This is a genomic window from Simplicispira sp. GW247-4R2A, assembly GCF_059424465.1.
In genome coordinates this window covers 1-18271 of the sequence record NZ_JBWKZM010000030.1, presented here as the reverse complement: position 1 = coordinate 18271, position 18271 = coordinate 1, and the positions used below count along the sequence as shown (strand labels likewise).

Annotated in this window: 16 protein-coding genes; 4 read left to right on the top strand and 12 right to left on the bottom strand. The window is 65.4% G+C overall.

Annotation, left to right across the window (positions count from 1 at the left end; translation table 11 throughout):
* Positions 1–16 precede the first annotated feature (16 nt).
* Positions 17–1252 (top strand): MFS transporter, encoded by a 1236-nt coding sequence (locus AC07ZH_RS17170; RefSeq protein WP_495200691.1) that lies wholly within the window; start codon positions 17–19, stop codon positions 1250–1252.
* A gap of 16 nt (positions 1253–1268) precedes the next feature.
* Here AC07ZH_RS17170 and AC07ZH_RS17165 read toward each other — a convergent pair whose 3' ends face one another.
* Genes AC07ZH_RS17165 through AC07ZH_RS17145 form a run of 5 tightly spaced genes read right to left on the bottom strand, consistent with a single transcriptional unit; the run spans position 1269 to position 5469 of the window.
* Positions 1269–2672 (bottom strand): MATE family efflux transporter, encoded by a 1404-nt coding sequence (locus AC07ZH_RS17165; RefSeq protein ID WP_495200690.1) that lies wholly within the window; start codon positions 2670–2672, stop codon positions 1269–1271.
* Positions 2659–3231: a DUF2239 family protein gene (locus AC07ZH_RS17160; protein ID WP_495200689.1), complete on the bottom strand. Its 573-nt coding sequence runs from the start codon at positions 3229–3231 to the stop codon at positions 2659–2661. The genes AC07ZH_RS17165 and AC07ZH_RS17160 overlap by 14 nt, the downstream gene beginning before the upstream one ends.
* 57 nt (positions 3232–3288) lie before the next feature.
* Entirely contained in the window at positions 3289–3747 is a 459-nt protein-coding gene (locus tag AC07ZH_RS17155) for a MarR family winged helix-turn-helix transcriptional regulator (protein ID WP_495200688.1), read from the bottom strand.
* Positions 3744–4169, bottom strand: coding sequence for a GIY-YIG nuclease family protein (locus AC07ZH_RS17150; RefSeq protein ID WP_495200687.1), 426 nt, complete (start codon positions 4167–4169; stop codon positions 3744–3746). Before AC07ZH_RS17150 ends, AC07ZH_RS17155 begins: the two co-directional genes overlap by 4 nt.
* Before the next feature lie 58 nt (positions 4170–4227).
* Positions 4228–5469 (bottom strand): branched-chain amino acid ABC transporter substrate-binding protein, encoded by a 1242-nt coding sequence (locus AC07ZH_RS17145; protein WP_495200717.1) that lies wholly within the window; start codon positions 5467–5469, stop codon positions 4228–4230.
* A 177-nt stretch (positions 5470–5646) separates the two neighbouring features.
* Between AC07ZH_RS17145 and AC07ZH_RS17140 the strand changes: the two genes are divergently transcribed.
* Positions 5647–6030, top strand: a complete 384-nt coding sequence (locus tag AC07ZH_RS17140) for an Hsp20/alpha crystallin family protein (protein WP_495200686.1) — start codon at positions 5647–5649, stop codon at positions 6028–6030.
* A 491-nt stretch (positions 6031–6521) separates the two neighbouring features.
* Here AC07ZH_RS17140 and AC07ZH_RS17135 read toward each other — a convergent pair whose 3' ends face one another.
* The 6 genes from AC07ZH_RS17135 to tsaD form a co-directional block, all read right to left on the bottom strand.
* Complete coding sequence (locus AC07ZH_RS17135) at positions 6522–8114, bottom strand: GmrSD restriction endonuclease domain-containing protein (protein ID WP_495200685.1); 1593 nt, start codon at positions 8112–8114, stop codon at positions 6522–6524.
* A gap of 566 nt (positions 8115–8680) precedes the next feature.
* A complete protein-coding gene (locus AC07ZH_RS17130; RefSeq protein ID WP_495200684.1) occupies positions 8681–9889 on the bottom strand; it encodes an ABC transporter permease in 1209 nt (402 codons plus the stop codon).
* Positions 9879–10634, bottom strand: coding sequence for an ABC transporter ATP-binding protein (locus tag AC07ZH_RS17125; protein ID WP_495200683.1), 756 nt, complete (start codon positions 10632–10634; stop codon positions 9879–9881). The genes AC07ZH_RS17130 and AC07ZH_RS17125 overlap by 11 nt, the downstream gene beginning before the upstream one ends.
* Positions 10634–11965: an efflux RND transporter periplasmic adaptor subunit gene (locus AC07ZH_RS17120; protein WP_495200682.1), complete on the bottom strand. Its 1332-nt coding sequence runs from the start codon at positions 11963–11965 to the stop codon at positions 10634–10636. Before AC07ZH_RS17120 ends, AC07ZH_RS17125 begins: the two co-directional genes overlap by 1 nt.
* Positions 11962–13377, bottom strand: coding sequence for an efflux transporter outer membrane subunit (locus AC07ZH_RS17115; RefSeq protein ID WP_495200681.1), 1416 nt, complete (start codon positions 13375–13377; stop codon positions 11962–11964). Before AC07ZH_RS17115 ends, AC07ZH_RS17120 begins: the two co-directional genes overlap by 4 nt.
* A 140-nt stretch (positions 13378–13517) precedes the next feature.
* On the bottom strand, positions 13518–14585 hold the full coding sequence (tsaD, locus tag AC07ZH_RS17110; RefSeq protein ID WP_495200680.1) for a tRNA (adenosine(37)-N6)-threonylcarbamoyltransferase complex transferase subunit TsaD: 1068 nt from the start codon (positions 14583–14585) through the stop codon (positions 13518–13520).
* 126 nt (positions 14586–14711) lie between these two features.
* Here tsaD and hpnD point away from each other — a divergent pair, with 126 nt between their 5' ends.
* The gene (gene hpnD / locus AC07ZH_RS17105; protein WP_495200679.1) at positions 14712–15551 is read left to right on the top strand and encodes a presqualene diphosphate synthase HpnD; all 840 of its coding nucleotides are present in this window, start codon (positions 14712–14714) and stop codon (positions 15549–15551) included.
* A 19-nt stretch (positions 15552–15570) separates the two neighbouring features.
* Positions 15571–16875 (top strand): hydroxysqualene dehydroxylase HpnE, encoded by a 1305-nt coding sequence (hpnE, locus tag AC07ZH_RS17100; RefSeq protein WP_495200716.1) that lies wholly within the window; start codon positions 15571–15573, stop codon positions 16873–16875.
* 45 nt (positions 16876–16920) lie between these two features.
* Here the strand turns inward: hpnE and AC07ZH_RS17095 are convergent, their stop codons facing one another.
* A complete protein-coding gene (locus AC07ZH_RS17095; protein ID WP_495200678.1) occupies positions 16921–18207 on the bottom strand; it encodes a YihY family inner membrane protein in 1287 nt (428 codons plus the stop codon).
* Positions 18208–18271: the final 64 nt, after the last annotated feature.

The following is an 18271-nucleotide window of genomic DNA, read 5'->3' as shown; positions in this document are numbered from 1 at the left end:
TAAACACGGTAATTTTATGCAATCAGAGAATATCCACTCCACCGCGACTTCACCCACACAGGCGTCGTCTTTGCCCGCCTCGCTGGTGTTCCTGTTGGCCAGTGGTGCCGGTCTGGCGGCGGCCACACTCTATTACGCCCAGCCCATGCTCGGAGAACTGGGTACTGACATCGGTGCCACTCCACGCAGCGTGGGTATGGTGCCGACCCTGACGCAACTGGGCTACGCACTTGGCATCCTGGTGCTGGCTCCACTGGGCGATCGCTATGACAGGCGGAGCATTATTGTCTTCAAGGCCGGCGCCCTGGTGCTGGCACTGCTCGCAGCGGCAACAGCGCCATCCATGGGGGTGCTGCTGGTGGCCAGCCTGGCGATTGGCGTGCTCGCCACCATGGCGCAGGACATCGTGCCGGCAGCCGCCACACTGGCACCCGAAGCGCACCGGGGCAAGGTGGTCGGCACCGTCATGACGGGCCTGCTGCTGGGCATCCTGCTTTCCCGCGTGGTCAGCGGTTACGTTGCCGCCCATTTCGGCTGGCGGGCGATGTTTGGTGTTGCCGCACTCAGCATTGCAGTGATCTGCATTGCCGCCTGGCGCCGCCTGCCGCGCTTTGCGCCCACCACCCAACTGCCTTATCGCGCCCTGCTCGGCACCCTGGTGCAACTCTGGCGCCGCCATGCCTCGTTGCGCCGCGCCACACTGGCGCAAGGCCTGCTGTCGGTCGGCTTCAGCGCCTTCTGGTCCACCCTCGCCGTGATGCTGCATGGCGCGCCCTTCCACCTTGGCAGCGCCGCTGCGGGTGCCTTTGGCCTCGCCGGTGCGGCGGGCGCGCTGGCAGCCCCGATCGCCGGGCGCGCGGCAGACCGGCACGGCCCCGAATGGGTGACGCGTATCGGCACAAGCATCGCCATGGTCTCGTTTGCTGCGATGGCATTGGCTCCCCTGATGCCACCGCATGTCCAACTGGTACTGCTGGCAGTCTGCGCCATTGGTTTTGACCTGGGCGTCCAAGCCACACTGATCGCGCACCAGACCATCGTCTACGGCATCGACCCTGCCGCCCGCAGCCGGCTCAACGCGGTGCTGTTCGTGGGCATGTTCCTGGGCATGGCGGCTGGCGCTGCACTGGGCAGTCAGTTGCTCGCCTCCTTCGGCTGGAACGGGGTCGTAGCACTGGCAACGGCCATGGCATTCGCAGCGCTGGTGACACGCATGTGGCGAGGCGGCATGCCGAGTCCCCAAGTGGCTTGATGCGCGGCCTGCTTGCTCACACCAATTTGCGAATCGGCTGGTGGCGCCAGATCTTGCGGTAGTAGGTGGCCTGCAGCAGCAACATGGCAATAAAGGCCACCGGGTAGCCCATCCACACACCGCGCAGCCCAAAATGCTGACTGAAAAACCACGCAGCGGGCAACTCGACCACGGCAATGCACGCAATGGCAATGCCGGTGGGCACCAGCACAGAGCCGCTGGCACGCATCATTCCCGACAGCGCCGAGGCCATGCCAAAAATCACCGTGCTCCACAGCATGATGTGCAGCAGTTCCTGCGCCACCTCGATTACGTCTGGGTCGGTGATGAAAAAGCCCATCAGCACGCGCGAAAACAGGTAGCCGAGCAGCACCAGCGCTCCCGTCAGCACCACATTCATCCACAGCGCCGTGCGCACGATAGCGCCCAGCGTGTGCAAGCGCCCGGCACCAATGGCCTGCGCGCCCAGGATGGACGTGGTGATGGCAATCGAGATGGCCGGGAACTGCACATAGGCCACCACCTGGTTCACCGCCCCATAGGCAGCAGTAGCCTGCGAGCCGTAACCGTTCACCAGGCCCAGCAGAGCAATTTCGGCGAGCGACACGACGATCATCTGCACGCCGGTGGGCACGCCCACCCGCAGCACTGCGCGCAGCAAGCCCCAGTCGATGCGCAAATGCGCCGCCAGCGCATGGCCCGGCGCAAGCGGGCTGTGCAGGCGCATCAGCCGCCAGCCCAACCAGGTGGTAGCCACGACAAACGACACCACCGTGGCCGCAGCGCCGCTGGCGACGCCCAACTGCGGCAAACCTGCCCAGCCGCGAATCAGCGCAGGCGTCAGCACCAGGCCGATCCCGGCCGATATGAGCAGGGTGTAGAGCGGTGTCACCGTGTCGCCCACACCGCGCAGCATGGCGGTGGCGAGCAGGAAGACGAACAGGCCGGGCATGGCGATCAAGATGATGCGGGCGTACTGCGTGGCGTCTTGCAGGATGTCGGCCGGGGTGCCCAGCGCGCGCAACATGGCGCCCGTGAAGCTCCCACCCAGCACCGCCACCACCAAGCCAAACACCACGCCCACCGTCAGCGTCGTGCCGGCCACTGCGCGCACCCGCTCGACCTTGCCCGCGCCCCAGGCCTGGCCGATCAACACCGAGGCGCCCGCACCCAAGCCAATCATGAAGGCGATGAAGAAAAACATCACCGGGAAAAAGCCCGAAACCGCCGCAAGGGCTTTGACGCCCAGCATCTGTCCCAGGTAGATGTTGTTGAGCGTGCCTGAGAGCGACTGCAAGATATTGCTGGCCAGCATGGGCGCAAGGAAAACGGCAAACACGCGCCACAGCGGGCGCGGTGCAGTTTGCGGCGCCGCTTGCGTAGCCGGCATGGCCAAAGCGGCCCGGTCAGGTGGGGTCATTCTCATTGCTCCAGGAAACAGCGGCCAGGCCTTGCAGATACTCAGAAACGTCAGACGGCCAGGCCGCCACCAGCGCCGCAAAGCGCGGCCGATCGCCTGCAAACAGCGCACGCGCAGCCTCCTCGAAACCTTCCAGTGAGCCCGCCATGGCGGTCATGAAACGGTAGGCCGCCTCGCGCGCCTCGCGCACGCTGTCGCGCCCGTGGTGAATGCGCCGCGCCTCTTCCACCAGACGGCGAAGCGCCACCGAGGCGCCGCCGGGCTGGCGGCCGAGCCAGTCCCAGTGGCGCGGCAAAAGCGTGACCTCGCGCGCCACCACGCCCAGCTTGGGGCGGCCGACGCTGCGCGGCGCCTCGGCAGCCGTCGGTTCCGGAGCCGGCTCGCGCAGATCAAGGTCTACCAAAGCGCCGCTGGTGTCGTCAAAAATCAGAAGAGGCGCACCACCTGTGTATTGCCGCAACTGGGCGAACACCTCTTGTCGGCCGCCTCTGGCGAGGCGTTCAAAGCCAGCAAAAGCGGTCAGGGTTCTCGAAGCAGCAGGATGGGAAGATGAGGTCATGAAGCAGGATTCTCGTTAACGTACAAATGGGCTTGCGCTATGCGTGTCGCCTGCGTATCAACAGTCGGCGCATTCCCGGGCTTTGTCCTGGCACAGGGCCGCCAGCGCAAGCGCCATCTCAGGCAAATGGGCGAGCGTGACCGGCCCCAGCGCTTGCGCGCACATGGCACGGACCGTGACTTCTGCCTCCTGCACCAGACGTTTTCCGACGGGCCGCAGACTTGCGCAGCGACTGCCGTCTCCGCTCAAACCGCTGTCTCGCTGCGCCAGGCCCACTTTCTCCAACTGCACCAGTTTCCGCGTCAGCGACGACAGCCTCATGCCAAGCGCCTGCGCAAGATCCACCATGGCGACGCGACCATCCGGCGTGCTCGCCAGCCGATGCAGCAGGCTGAAATCAGCGAAATCCAATCCATGAAAGTCGCCCAGCTTGTCCGCCATCGACAGCTCAAGGCGCGCACAGGCACGGCTGAGCAACAGACAGAACCCCAGTGCGTCAGGAGCCGGCATCGTCATGGCGCTACTCCGTTGTAGCCGCTATCACCATGGCAGGGAATTTCTTCCCGCCACAGTTCCAGCATGCCGTCGAGTTCGGCCCGGTAGTCGAACAGCGGATCATCCCGCTCCTTGATGCGGTCCACCACGGCAAAGCTGAAGCAGTCCGCCCCGTGCGCAATCCAATCCTGCTGCAAAGGCTTGTTGCGGTGGGAGCGCAGGTTCAGCTCGAAGCGCATGCGGTTCATCGCCCCGTCGAGGTTAAGGCTGCCACCCACATAGACCCGCCCATTGGACTGGTTGGTGAGAGTGAAGACGCCCGCGGGCAGGCGCGACTCCTTGTACTGGCGCACCAGCGCACGGCGCGCTGTCGAAGCGGTATGGCCTGCGTTGTCGCGCAGGGCCGTTGGCACGGGGGGTTGGGTAGGCAGTGAGGGCGTCATGCCTTAATTTTACCCGGACAATATTTAAACCGCAATATATCCGGGTAAAAATATACCCTTAAAACCGCTGCATCTTGCAACTCGTGGGTTGCTCGGCCTGCGCAGCAGGAATATCGCGCACCACCCGGAACCCATAGCCCGAACCTTCGACATCGAACGGCACGCCGGGTGTGCCCTGCTTATCCATCACGCCCACCACCAGCGGCTGCTGGAACTGGTGGTCGGCTGCGCGTATGCTGCCGCTGCGGCCCGCCAGGCTGACCTTCACGTTCTCGAGCCGCTTGGCCACGGCGACGGCATCCACGCTGCCCGCGCCCTCCATGGCCTTGGTCAGCGCCTCGATCATCAGTTGCATGCGCATGTGCACATAGTCGTCCTGGGGCTTGGGAAAGCGCTCACGGAAGGTTTTGTAGAACGCTGCGCTCTGCGCGTCCGGCACATTGGGCATCCAGTCGGCCACGGCCACCACTTTGCCGATACCCGCATCGCCAATGGCGGCTGGGGCGCCCAGTGCGTTGCCGTAGAAGGTGTAGAAGCTGCCTGCGTAGCCCACTTCGCGCGCCGCCTTGACCAGCAGGGTCAGGTCATTGCCCCAGTTGCCGGTAATGACGGCCTGCGCGCCGCTGTTCTTGATCTTGACCGCATAAGGGGCAAAGTCCTTCACGCGGCCCACGGGGTGCAGCTCGTCGCCCACGATTGCCACGTCCGGCCGCTGCAGCGCAAGTTGGCGGCGGGCCTCCCGCAGCACGGCCTGGCCAAAGCTGTAGTCCTGGCCGATCAGGTAGACGCTCTTGAGCGCCTTGTCGCCACGCAATACCTCCATCAGCGCCGCCATGCGCATGTCGGCATGGGCGTCGAAGCGGAAATGCCAGAAGCTGCACTTCTCGTTGGTCAGGATGGGGTCCACCGCCGCATAGTTCAGAAACAGCACGCGTTTGCCCGGCTCGCGCTCATTGTGCTTGTTGATGGCGTCGATCAACGCCGCCGCCGTAGCAGACGAATTGCCCTGCATCACCACACGCGCACCATCGTCGATGGCCGCACGCAGGGCCGACAGCGCCTCTTCGTTCTGGCCCTTGCTGTCGTAGCGGGTGATCTGCAGCGGCCGTGCGCCGCCGGCAGCGGCTGGCAGCGCCACGCCACCACGGGCATTCACCCGCTCGGTCGCCCACAGCAGGTTGCGAAACACCGCCTCACCCGTGTTGGCAAACGGCCCCGAGAGACTTTCTATCAGCGCCAGTTTGATGGGCACCGTGGCCGTGCTGGCGGTCCTCACCGGGGCATCCTGGGCGTGGGCCATGCCACCACCGAGGCCCAACAGAGACGCCAAGCCAAGGGCCAAAGCGCCCAATTTCAAGCGCGCGCTGCGAAATTTATTCATCCAGGAATCCTTCTTGAATTCGCCGAGACTGTGCGTATCTCCTTCGGTATGCGGCGAACACACCGGGAGCCGCGCAGTGTAAATGGAGTAAACCCTATGATTTTCGCCCCCACTTTGCGCCACGCCCGCTTCGTCTCCGCTCCGCGCGCCAGCGATGCTGCACTGCAACGTTTCTTGCTTGCCGCCGCCCAGGGCAGCCCTGCCGAAATGCCCGTTCAGGTCCAGCAGGACGACAAGGCCGTGACCGTACAACTCGACGTGCCGGGCCTCTCGCGCGAACAGCTCAGCATCACCATTGACGGCGCCCAGGTACACCTGCGCAGCGTGGAGGGCGCCCCGCGCCAGGTGCAGCGCAGTTGGGAACTGCCCACCGAAATCGATGCCCCTGCCAGCAGCGCCAAACTGGAAAACGGCGTCCTGACCCTGGTGCTGACCAAGCTGCAGCCCGAGAGCCGGGCCACCCAGCTCACCATCGGCTAAGCCGCTTCCTACTCAACCAAAAATGGGTGGCCCGAGCCACCCATTTTTATTCAACTTTGATAGCTGCTAGCACTTGTCCTGATTGCGCTGGAGGCCATTTTTACTTGATCTTCTCGACCTCTGGCGTCCGAGGTGTTTACCGGGGTCTTGGTCGCATTTTTGGCAGGATGCTTGTTTCAGGGGCGGGTGCCGGGAATTACGCCCGGAATTTTGGGCGCGACGCTGTTCGTGCTCATTGGCACGCTTGCCTGTGTTCAGAAGCGAATGGCTGTGCGATAGGTGGGGCCAACGTTGATTCCTGTTTGATCTAGCTGGTGGTGAACGACCCGCGCGACTTGGTTGCCAGTCCCGCCAGGCAAGAATTCCTGCCCTTTGAAAGGGCTTCTCGCGACAGGCAAGCGATGATCTTGAGTGAGTGCTCTCGCCCCAAAGCAGAAGTAGGCGGAGCTGGATCCGTTGCCGAGAAGCGGTCGTTTGCCCTGCGCCAGCGCTCAAGGTTTGCAGAGCGCCAGCGCTTCCTGCACGAGCATATCTGCTCGCGCCTTGCAGAAGTTCTCGTAGGAGTCGGTCAGGGTGCCCTTTGAAATCATGGCGCGTCCCAGGATGTCATCCTTGGCGCCGCCAGGGATGTCATCCTGGTACTCCGCAGGCGGCCGATTCTTGATCTTTCGGTTGTCCGTCTGCGACAAGAAGGCAAAGTTGGCTAGGCGAAACTGCTCGTCGCGCTTGGTAACACCGGATTTCTCCAAGTAGTTCTTCGGGAACACATGGTGAAACTCAGTGCGGTTGCACGTCAGCAGCACCGTATTCAGGTCGATGTTGGCGCCCGAGAGAAACGACCGCGGGGCCTTGCTGGCCAGCAGAAGCACGAAGGTCTTGGTGTTAACCGCCGTCAGCGAGAACACGTTGTCCAAGAAGAACGACAGATCGAGCCTTGGCTGCGTCAGGTTGAACTGGCTGGCGTCCTTTTTCTCGCGCAAGTAGATCGCGGCCTTGATGTCGGCGTCCAGGGCAGTGTCGACGCTGTTGGAGTACCGGCGCGAGAAGCAGCTGCTCCAGAACCAAGCCCGCAAAGTGTTGAGCTGTTCGGCGGTGGGGTGGAAGCCGTTTTCGTTCTCGGTGGCGAAAAACCGCACCAACGGGATCAGCATCGATTTGTACGGCAGCACCTTGAGCGAGACCACACCGCACTGCTTCTGCAGGAACTCTACCGCGCCCTTGATGCCGATCGTCAGCTTGGGGAACTGATCACGAACATCGCTTCCCTTCAGGGCGACGACCGAACGTGCAGTGCTTTCGTTGGAGATCACTGCAGCCGCGCACTTGAGCAGAAGATCCGGGTCGTTGCCGATGTCACCATAGCCCCCGTCGTCCAGCTCGGCCGCCAAGTCGTCGAACTTGCTTCGGAGGTCGAAGTCGCCGCTCCAGGTCCAGGCCGCGAGAAGTTGGTAGGTGTCCAGCGGCACACCGCCACGGTTCACCCGCTCGAACACGATGGCGATCTTCGAGTGATCATTGGTCTCGATGGTCTCGACCGGGATCTGGGCTTCCTTGAAGCGCGTCTGCAGGTCATCGATCAGCTTCGCCTCGGCGTCGCCGAGCTTGCGCACAAGCGCGCCGTACGCGGTGACGTCAAACAAGGCTTTGAGCGGGAAGTGGCGAGTCTCGTCCACCTCGTCGGGTTCGAGCGCGAGGAACTGCGAATCCTGGGCATCTTCCTTCGATTTCATATCGAAGTAGATGTCAACCCAGTCGACCTTCGGGTGCTCCGAAGGCTTCAGGTCGGTCTGGAAGACTCCGAAGATCGAGGTGAGCCGCTGCTGACCATCGAGCACGTAGTCGATGGGGTACTGGTCCTTGGGCTCGGGCAGGACATACGGTCCAAGGTCGCGGTCGGACTGCAGTTTCTCGCGCGTGCGCCAAAACAGCAGCGTGCCGATCGGGAAACGCTTGTAGATGCTGTCCATTAGGAACTGAACGCGGTCGGGCTCCCAAACGAACTCACGCTGGAAGGCGGGGATTCGCACTTCGCCTTCGGAGACTCGCTGGAGCAACTGACGGATGGGGATCGATGCAACGGTCATGTTCAGTCCATTTTTCTAAACTAGTTTTGATTATCAGGGTAGGCTGGCGGACCCTATATCTGAAAGCGGCCTCTCGCCAGCAGCCGTTACTGGCCGTGAACAGCCCAACGACGTTGCGGTGGAAACTGAAGATTGAAACCCAAGACGCAAACATTCCCGCAGCGCCATTCTCAACCTCATTCAATTCAAAATTGATAGCTGTTAGCGCTTTCCCATAAAGCGCTAGAGGCCATTTTCTCTCGATATTTTCATCCAGTGCGTGCTCTTCGCGGCACGAGGCCCGGCCAGGGTGCAGCGGTGAATAAGGCCGCGCACTTTGTTCCGGGATTGGGGTCTGAGCACGAGTTTCGCTGCGCTGCATCGTGATCCGACCCCAATGCCTGCGCCGCGTGCTCTGCTAGAGCCGTAGCCGGGGCCAAGCTGCGCTGCAGCGTCATCCGACAGTTGCACTGTGCGCCCAATGCCTGCGCCGCTCTCGCTGCCAACGCCGTGGCCAAGCGCAGCGATGGCCCGAAAGGCGGCTTCGCTCCCAACCCCCGCTGTCCCTGCGCTGCTCGCGCTAGCGCTCACTCATGCCGCAGCGCATCAATCGGGTCCATACGCGCCGCGCGCCGCGCTGGAAAATAACCAAACAGCACACCGATGGCGGCCGAGAAAACGAACGAGGCGACGTTCACCGCCGGGTTGAACAGGAAAGGAATCCCCATGGCCCCGGAGAGCACCACCGAGGCCAGCGCTGCCAGCACGATGCCGACCAGCCCCCCCAGCGCTGCCAGCACCACGGCCTCGATCAGGAACTGCAGCAGCACCTCACGCTCCAGCGCGCCAATGGCCAGGCGCAGGCCGATTTCACGGGTGCGCTCGGTGACGCTCACCAGCATGATGTTCATGATGCCGATGCCCCCCACCAACAGGCTCACGGCGGCCACCGCGCCCAGCAGCGTGGTCATGATGCGGGTGGTGCCCGAGAGCGTGTCGGCCAGCTGCTTGGTATCGAGCACATTGAAATTGTCCTCATCGCTGTCGGCCAGCTTGCGGCGCTCGCGCAGCAACTGCGTCAGGCTCGTTTTCACCCGCTCGGCATCACTGCCGTCGGCCATGGACACCAGCAGGGTGTTGACCTGGGTGTTGCCGGTGATGCGCCGTTGCAAGGTCTTGATAGGCATGAAGACCATGTCGTCCTGGTCGTTGCCGAAGGCGCCCTGGCCTTTGGAGGCGAGTACACCCACCACTTCGCAACTGATCTGCTTCACGCGCAATGACGCACCGAGTGCCGCACCGTTGCCAAAAAGCTCACGCTGCACGGTATTGCCGATCATGCAGACGGCGGCACCGGCGCGCAGTTCCGCTTCGGTAAACAAGCGGCCACTGGCCAGCGTCCAGTTGCCAATGGTGAGCCAGTCGTTGGTACTGCCGGTAATCGAGCTGGTCCAGTTGCGGCCGTTGGCCACCAATGTGCCGCTGGCGCGCGATTCGGGCGCCGCTGCCGCCACACCACCGATCTGGCTGGCAATGGCCTCGGCGTCGGTATCCTTGAATGCCGGTGCGCTCGCCCCGCCGCTGCCCGGGCCCATGCGCTGGCCGGGCCGCACCTGGAGCAGGTTGGTGCCCAGGCCCGAAATCTGGTTCTGCACCGCCAACGTGGCGCCATTGCCCACGGTGACCATGGTGATGACGGCGCTGACGCCGATCACGATGCCGAGCACCGTCAGGAAGGAGCGCATCAGGTTGCGCCGAATCGAACGCAGCGCCAGCAGCAGGGTGTTAAGCCACATGGGCGATCTCCGTGGGTGCGGGTGCAGCCGCCTGCAGCCCTACCGGCGCCGGATTGCGCTCGTCGCTCTCCACCACCCCATCGACAAAGCGCACGATGCGCCGCGCATAGGCCGCCATGTCGCTCTCGTGCGTCACCATGATCACGGTGATGCCCAAGTCGGCATTAAGGTGCCAGAGCAGCCCCATGATTTCCTTGCTGCGCGCGGTGTCCAAGTTGCCGGTGGGCTCGTCGGCCAGCAGCACGGCAGGCTCGGTGACGATGGCGCGGGCAATCGCCACGCGCTGCTGCTGCCCGCCCGAGAGTTCGCCCGGCGAGTGGTGCTCCCAGCCCTTGAGCCCCACGGCTTCGAGCGCACGCGCCGCCATCGCATGGCGCTTGGCTGCGGGCTCGCCGCGGTAGATCAGGGGCAGCTCGACGTTTTCCAGCGCCGAGGTACGTGCCAGCAAATTGAAGCCCTGGAAGACAAAGCCCAGATAGCGCCGGCGCAGCCGGGCGCGCTCGTCGCGGCTGAGCGATTGCACCTGCACGCCCTGAAACTCGTACGTGCCCGTGGTAGGGGTATCCAGGCATCCCAAGGTGTTCATGGCGGTGGACTTGCCCGAACCGCTCGGGCCCATGATGACCACGAAGTCGCCGCGCGCAATATCCAGATCCACCCCCTTGAGCGCCTGGAACGCGGTGCCCCCCGTGCCGTACACCTTGGTAATGCCGCGCAGGCGGATCAGCGGGGCCTCGGCTGGCATCACGCCCCGGCCCCGCTGCTGCGCTGATCGGTAATGACGGGCAGGCCAGGCTCCAGCCCCTCGCCGCTGACCTCTGTCACGCGACCGTCGCTGATGCCCGTGGTGACCGACAAGGCCTCCGGCTGGCCATCCTTGAGCAGCCAAATCTGGCGTGTGCCCGGGGTGTTGCCGTCGGGCCGCGCCGTCTTGGCACCGCTCCTGGGGGGGCGCGGCATCATCTTGGAGAGAATGCCGCCGCTCTGCGCACTGCCGCCCTTGGCGGGCGCACTCCCCACGGGCGAAAAGCGCAGCGCGGTGTTGGGCACCAGCAGCACATCCTTGCGCTCGGTGGCCACGATGGTGGCGACCGCCGTCATGCCGGGGCGCAGGGCGAGGTCGGAGTTGTCCACCTTCAGCGTCGTCACGTAGGTCACCACATTGTTGGTGGTGGTCGAGCCAAAGGCAACGCGTTCGATGGTGGCTGGAAAGCGCCGCGTCGGGTAGGCGCTGACGGTGAAACTGGCCTTTTGGCCGACCGCCACCGCGCCGACATCGGCCTCATCCACATTGGCATCAAGCTCAAGTTGCGCCAGGTTCTCGGCGACCGAGAACAAGGTCACAGCCTGCAAGGAAGCCGCCACGGCATTGCCCGGCTCGACCGATCGGCTGAGCACCACGCCGTCGATGGGCGAGCGGATCGACGCCTTGGACAGATTGGTTTCATCGGTCGACAGCGTGGCACGCGCCACCACCACATTGGCCCGGGCGCTGTCTTCTGCGGCCACGGCACGGTCCAGGGCAGCGCGCGCGCTATCGAGTTCAGTGGCCGACGGCACCTTGCCGCCCGAGAGCTTCGCGACTTCCTCGAAACGCACCAGGGCAGCCCGTGCCTCCTGGGTCGTGGCCACACTTTGCGCCTGCGCGGCCTGCGAAGCGGCCAGTGCGGCACGCGAGCGCGTCACCTGGTCGCTGAACTTGGAGGCATCGAGTTCCACCAGCACCTGCCCTGCCTTGACCCGGTCGTTCACATCCACCAGCACCCGCTTGATCGTGCCGGAGAGTTCACTGCCGATGTTCACCGAGCGGGTCGGCTGCAGCGTGCCGTTGGCCGACACCGTGAGGGTGATATTGCCCCTGGTGATCGGCGTCGTCACATAGGCGGGGGCGGATTTTTCCTGGTTTTGTACCTGCCAGTAATACACACCGCCAGCGGCCAGCAGCAGGGCAGCGAGCCCTATCCACAAGGAAGAGCGCTGCCACCAGCGCGGCGGGTGGTCGTCGCCCAGCAAGGACTGCAGATCGGTGGGCGGGGTGTTGGCGGCCGGTGCCGCTGGCGGATGGGTAGTCTTCATGGGCGCGTGTTCTTGGTGGGGATCTCAACGGTGGCATTGCCATCGCCGTCGGGTGCCCAGCCGCCGCCCAGCGCCTTGTAGAGGCGCACATGGTCGGTGGCGAGGCTGACCTGTGTACTGGCAACGCCGTCCTGGGCCGAAAGCAGGGTGCGCTGGGTATCGAGCACGGTGGGGAAATCGATCAGCCCGCTCTGGTAGCGCTGGTGCGCCAGAAGGTCGGCATTGGCGGCCGCACCGGCTGCAGCCTGCAGGTGCGCCAGGCGCTCGCGGTCGCCTTGCAGGGCGACCAGGGCGTCCTCCACGTCCTGCAGCGCCGTCAGCACGGTCGCTTCATAGCCCATGCGTGCCTGCTCCAGTGCAGCTTCCTGCACCCGAACCTGGGCACGCGCGGCGCCGCCGTCAAACAGCGGCACAGAAATGCTGGCCAGCAGTGCGTTGGCCACACTGGCGCCGCTTGTCAGCGCCCCCAGCGTCGCGGCACTCAGGCCCAGATTTCCGCTGATGCGCAGGCTGGGGTAGCGGGCCGCATCGGCCTGCGACACGCGGGCCAAAGCCGCACTGATGCGCGCCTCAGCCGCCCGCACGTCGGCGCGCTGGCGCAGGGTTTGTGCAGGAATCGCCAATACCAAGTCGGCTGGCGCCTGCGGGACGGCCCCGGCAGTTGCCAACGCCGTGTCCAGCGCTGCGGGCGGCTGGCCCGTCAGCACGGCAAGCGCATGGCGCGTCTGCGCCAGGCTGCTCTCAAGCGCCGGCACTTGCGCGGCCGTCTGTTCGGCGGCCGCACGGGCCTGTTCGGTATCGAGCGAGGTGATCAGCCCGGCCTGCAGGCGCCAGTTGCTGATCTGCAGGGTTTCCTGCTGGCTGGCGAGGTTGCTGCGTGCAATGGCCAGGCGCTCCTGCAGGCCGCGCAGTGCAATGTAGTTGGCCGCCACCTCCGCAGCCAGCGACACCTGGGCATCGCCAAGGCTGGCCTTTGCAACGGCCACGTCGGCCGCACTTGCCGCCACGGCGCTGCGCTGCGCACCAAACAGGTCGGGCTCCCAGCTCGCATCGAACCCTGCGGCAAAACGGTTGGCTGTAGCGCCTGCGGTGCGACTGCGCTGCGCCGAGCCAGACGCACCCACCGACGGCAGCAGGCCGGCAGCCTGCACATCGCTCACGGCCCGCGCCTGGCGCAGCGCTGCCTCGGTCTGGCGCAGGGTGGTGTTGCTGGCCAGCGCCTGCCCCACCAAGCTGCTGAGCACAGGGTCGTCAAAGCGCGCCCACCACTGCCCAAGCGACGTGGCAGCGTCGCCCATTGGCGCACCCGCCCACTTTGCAGGCGTCGCCCACGCGGGGGTGTCGGCGGTACTTCCTGTGGGGGCGGCGCACCCGGACAACAGCGCGGCGCTGGCGGCCACTGCCAGAGCCATGCGGCGCCTACCGTGAGTCGAACAGGAATCAAACATGGATTTTTGGAGGAAGGTACGCACCGCTTTGGTACTCCGCCATTGTCTGGGCATGCCTTGTCACAGCGGCAAAGTCCAGACAAAGTCTTTGTAAAGATGGCTGCTCAGGTGCCAGGCTGCGCGCGAACCAAGGAATCGAGTGGCCACCGAGGCTTCACATCAAACGCGTACTCGCGGTTTGGCGCTTCGCAACCCGCCTGCAAACGCATGGCGGCAGCCAGCGCGATCATGGCGCCGTTGTCGGTGCACAGATGCAGTTCCGGGTAGTGCACGCGCACACGGCGCGCGGCGCAGGCGGCATTGAGCTGCTCGCGCAGGTGGCGGTTGGCGCCCACGCCGCCAGCGACCACCAGGCGCTGCAAACCCGTTTGCGCCAGCGCCGCCAACGATTTCTTCACCAGCACCTCGACAATGGCCGCTTCGGTGCTGGCGGCCAGATCGGCCTTGCGCGCGGGCAGGTCGTCGCCCAGTTTTTTGGCCTGCGTCATCACGGCCGTCTTGAGGCCGGCAAACGAAAAATCCAGGTTGCCGCTGTGCAGCAGCGGGCGCGGCAGCTTGAACGCCACCGCACTGCCCTGCTCGGCCAGGAGCGAGAGCGCCGGTCCACCAGGGTAGCCCAGGCCCATGAGCTTGGCCGATTTGTCAAAGGCTTCGCCAGCGGCATCGTCAATGGTTTCACCCAGCAACGCGTACTGCCCCACGCCATCGACGCGCATCAGTTGCGTGTGGCCGCCAGAGACCAGCAAGGCGACAAACGGGAACTCGGGCGGGTCCGCGCTGAGAAAGGGCGAGAGCAAATGCCCTTCCAGGTGGTGCACGCCCAGCACTGGCACCTCCAGCGCCGAACCCAGCGCGCAGGCCACGCCGGCACCCACCAGCAAGGCGCCGGCCAGGCCCGGGCCGCGCGTGAAAGCCACCACGTCCACCTCGGGCAGGGTGCAGCCACTCTCGTGCAGCACCGCTTCGGTCAGCGGCAATACGCGGCGGATATGGTCGCGGCTGGCCAGTTCGGGCACCACGCCGCCGTAGGCCTGGTGCATCTCGATCTGGCTGTGCAGGGCGTGCGCCAGCAAGCGGGGCACGCGCGCGCCACCCTGCGTGCGCACCAGCGCGACACCGGTTTCGTCGCAGGACGACTCGATACCAAGGACAAGAAAGGAGTTCAGATGCATAGCAGTTCTGCCTGAGTGTAGGCGCTGGGAGCCTGCGCTCCAGAAGGCGTTGAAAGCAAGAATCGCCCGCGGCCCACGATGCTTCTGCCGGGCAGGCACCCTACAGCATGGGAGAATCGCAGGCATATGAATCCGCAGCAGTACGTACAAGAAAAAGCCGCGGCTTCGGGCAGCAGCTTCTATTACGCCTTCCTGTTCATGCCCGAGCAGCGGCGCCAGGCCATTACCGCTTTTTATGCGTTTTGCCGCGAAATAGACGATGTTGTCGACGAAGTCACCGACACCAACGTTGCTTACACCAAGCTCGCCTGGTGGCGCAGCGAGCTGACGCAAACCTTCGCCGGCAAGGCCACACACCCGGTCACCCAGGCGCTCATGCCGCACCTGCAAACGTTCGGCATCGAGGCAGCGCCGCTGCTGGCCGTGATCGAGGGCTGCGAGATGGACCTGAACCAGAACCGTTACCTCGACTACCCCGGCCTGCAGCGCTACTGCCACCTGGTGGCCGGCGTGGTCGGCGAGGTGGCTGCGCGCATCTTCGGGCAGACGCAAGCGGCCACCACCGACTATGCACACAAGCTGGGCCAGGCCCTGCAACTGACCAACATCCTGCGCGACGTGGGCGAGGACGCAATGCGCGGGCGCATCTATCTGCCGGTCAACGAGCTGCAGCAGTTCGATGTGAAAGCCAGTGAAATTCTGGAGCGCAAGACCTCCGAGCGTTTTGTCGCCCTGATGCGCTTCCAATCCGAACGCGCTCACCGCCTCTACGACGAAGCCCTTGCCCTGCTGCCTGCCGAAGACCGGCGCGCGCAAAAACCCGGCCTGATGATGGCCAGCATCTACCGCACGCTGCTGACTGAAATCGAACGCGACAACTTCCAGGTGCTGAACCAGCGCGTGGCGCTCACGCCGCTGCGCAAGTTCTGGCTCGCCTGGAAGATGCAGGCGCTCGGGCGGATGTAGCCGCGTGGCCGGTATGCGCATGCGGATCGCCGTGGTGGGCGGCGGCTGGGCTGGGCTGGCCGCCGCCGTGGCCGCCGCCGAGGCCGGGCACGACGTGACGCTGCTGGAGGCCGCGCGCAGCCTGGGTGGGCGGGCGCGCAGGGTCGCGCTGCCAGGCGCCGATGGCGCCCCGCTGCTCCTCGACAACGGCCAGCACATTCTGATTGGCGCCTACACCGATTGCCTGCGCTTGATGGACACCGTGGGCATTGACCCGCGCGATGCCTTCGTGCGCCTGCCGCTGGCGCTGCGTTTTGCCGACGGCAGCGGCCTGCGGTGGCCCGACATCGCGCCCCCCTGGGACGCCCTGCTGGGCATTGCGCGGGCCCGCGGCTGGAGCTGGCGCGAGCGCTTGGCGATGCTGGGGCGCGCCCAGACCTGGCAGCGGCGGCGCTTTGCCTGCGCGCCCGAAGTGTCTGTGGCCGCGCTGTGCGAGGGCCTGCCGCCCCGACTGTTGGGCGAATTCATCGAACCGCTGTGCGTCGCAGCACTGAACACGCCGGCAGAAGAAGCCAGCGGCCAGGTGTTCCTGCGCATCCTGCGCGACAGCCTGTTGGGCGGCCCCGGCGGTTCCAACCTGCTGCTGCCCCGCAAGGACCTGAGCGCGCTGCTGCCCGACGCGGCCGAGCGCTGGCTGCGCTCGCGCGGCGCCATCGTGCGCACCGGCGCGCGGGTACAGGCGCTCACGGCAACGGCGCGCGGCTGGAGCGTGGACGGCTCGCCTTTCGACGCGGTGCTGCTGGCCGCGCCCAGCACCGAGGCCGCGCGCCTGGTGGCCCAATGCGCCCAGGATGCACCGCTGGCCGATGCCGTGGCGCTGTGCGATTGGGCGGCGAGCGCGCAAGCGCTGCGCTTTGAATCCATTGCCACGGTGTACGCCCAGGCCGCAGCGCCCGCCAGCGGCAGCGTGCTGGCGCGGCCCATGCTGGCGCTGCGCTCAGCACCCGCGCAGTTCGTGTTCGACCGTGGGCAACTGGGCGGCCCGGCCGGCCTGCTGGCCTTCGTGGTCAGCGCGAGCCGCGCCGAACGCGCGCAAACCGAGGCACAGGTGCTGGAGCAGGCCGAGCGCGAGCTGAACCTGCCGGGCCTCCAGTGCGTGCAAACCGTGGTGGAGCGCCGCGCCACCTTTGCCTGTACGCCTGGCCTGGCACGCCCGGCCGCGTACATCGCGCCCGGCCTGTGGGCCTGCGGCGACTACGTTGACGGGCCGTATCCGGCCACGCTCGAAGGCGCGGTGCGCAGCGGGCAGGCGGCTGCAGCGCATCTACAGGGCGCTATCGAATAAATAGCTGCAAACGCTTACCATATAAGCGCTGTAGCCATATTTCATTCATATTTCCATGGCTGCATCTGCGCCTGCCTCTGGTGCAGCGCCCGACGCGTCCAGCACATCGGCCAGGCGCAGGCGATCCAACCGCGCGCCCTGCCACAGAGGTTCCACATGCGGGCCGCGCTCCAGCAGCAGACGCTGCACCAGAGGCGCCAGCGGCGTGGTGGCCGGGTCTGCGAGCAGCACCAGGCGCGGTTCATCGCGTCGGCGGTCTGCGTTTTCTTCAATGCGCGCAACCCAATCCAGCGCCAGCAGGGCTTCGAGCGCCGGCGCCAGTTGCAAGGCGTCCACCCGCATCTGCCGCGCCAGCGCCGTGGCCCGCAAGCCGCGCCCGTGGCCGATGCGCGCGCGGTGCAGGTGCTGCAGCAGCTCGATGGCCAGCTCGAAGCTCCAGCCCTGGTGCCCTGAGCGGCGCGCCACCCCGGCCATCAGGCTGGGCAGGTAGGCCGCCACCACCGCGCCCAGCAGCACGATGACCCAGGCGATGTAGATCCAGATCAGCAAAATCGGCAACGTGGCAAAGGTGCCGTACACCGCTGAGTAGGTGGGCATGCGCGCCAGGTACAGCGCCAGTCCTTTCTTGGCCAGCTCGATGCCCACCGAGACGAAAATGCCGCCGGCCCAGGCATGGCGCCAGCGCACCGGTGTGTTGGGTATCGAGTGGTAGAGACTCGCCATGCCGCCTGCCAGCACGATGAACTGCAGTGAATGGATGAGCAGCGACACGCCGTTGGGCAGCGTCTCAACCAGTCCACGCGAGGCCGAGATGGCATACGACGTGAGCGCCAAGCTAGCACCCAGCAGCAGCGGTACAAAGGTGAGCGCCGCCCAATAGATCAGCACCCGCTGGCCCAGTGGCCGCAGGCGGCGCACGCGCCAGATGTTGTTGAAGGTGCGGTCCACGGTGAGCATCAGCGCCAGTGCGGTGACGATCAGGGCACTGAAACCCACCAGACCGAGTTGGCTGGCCTTGGCGGCAAACTGGTTCAGGTAGTCCAGCACCGGGCGCGAGATCGAATTGGGCACCAGGCTCTGCAGCAGCCAGCGCTGCAGCACCTCCTGCACGCGGCTGAACATCGGAAAGGCGCTGAACACCGCCAGCGCCACGGTAAAAAACGGCACCAGCGCCAGGATGGTGGTGAAAGTCAGGCTGCTGGCGGTAAGCCCCAGCCGGTCTTCCCGGAAGCGCTCGCGCAGCGTCTGTGCCGTGACCTTCCAGGGAAAGTGCGAGAGATCGTGCAGCAGCGCCTGCGCTGTGTGCTCGGGCCGGCCATGAGGGAATTCCATGGCCGGTATGATGCCATCGCGATGCCCGTGCCCGACCGATCCAACCTTTCGCCCGCCCCCCCAC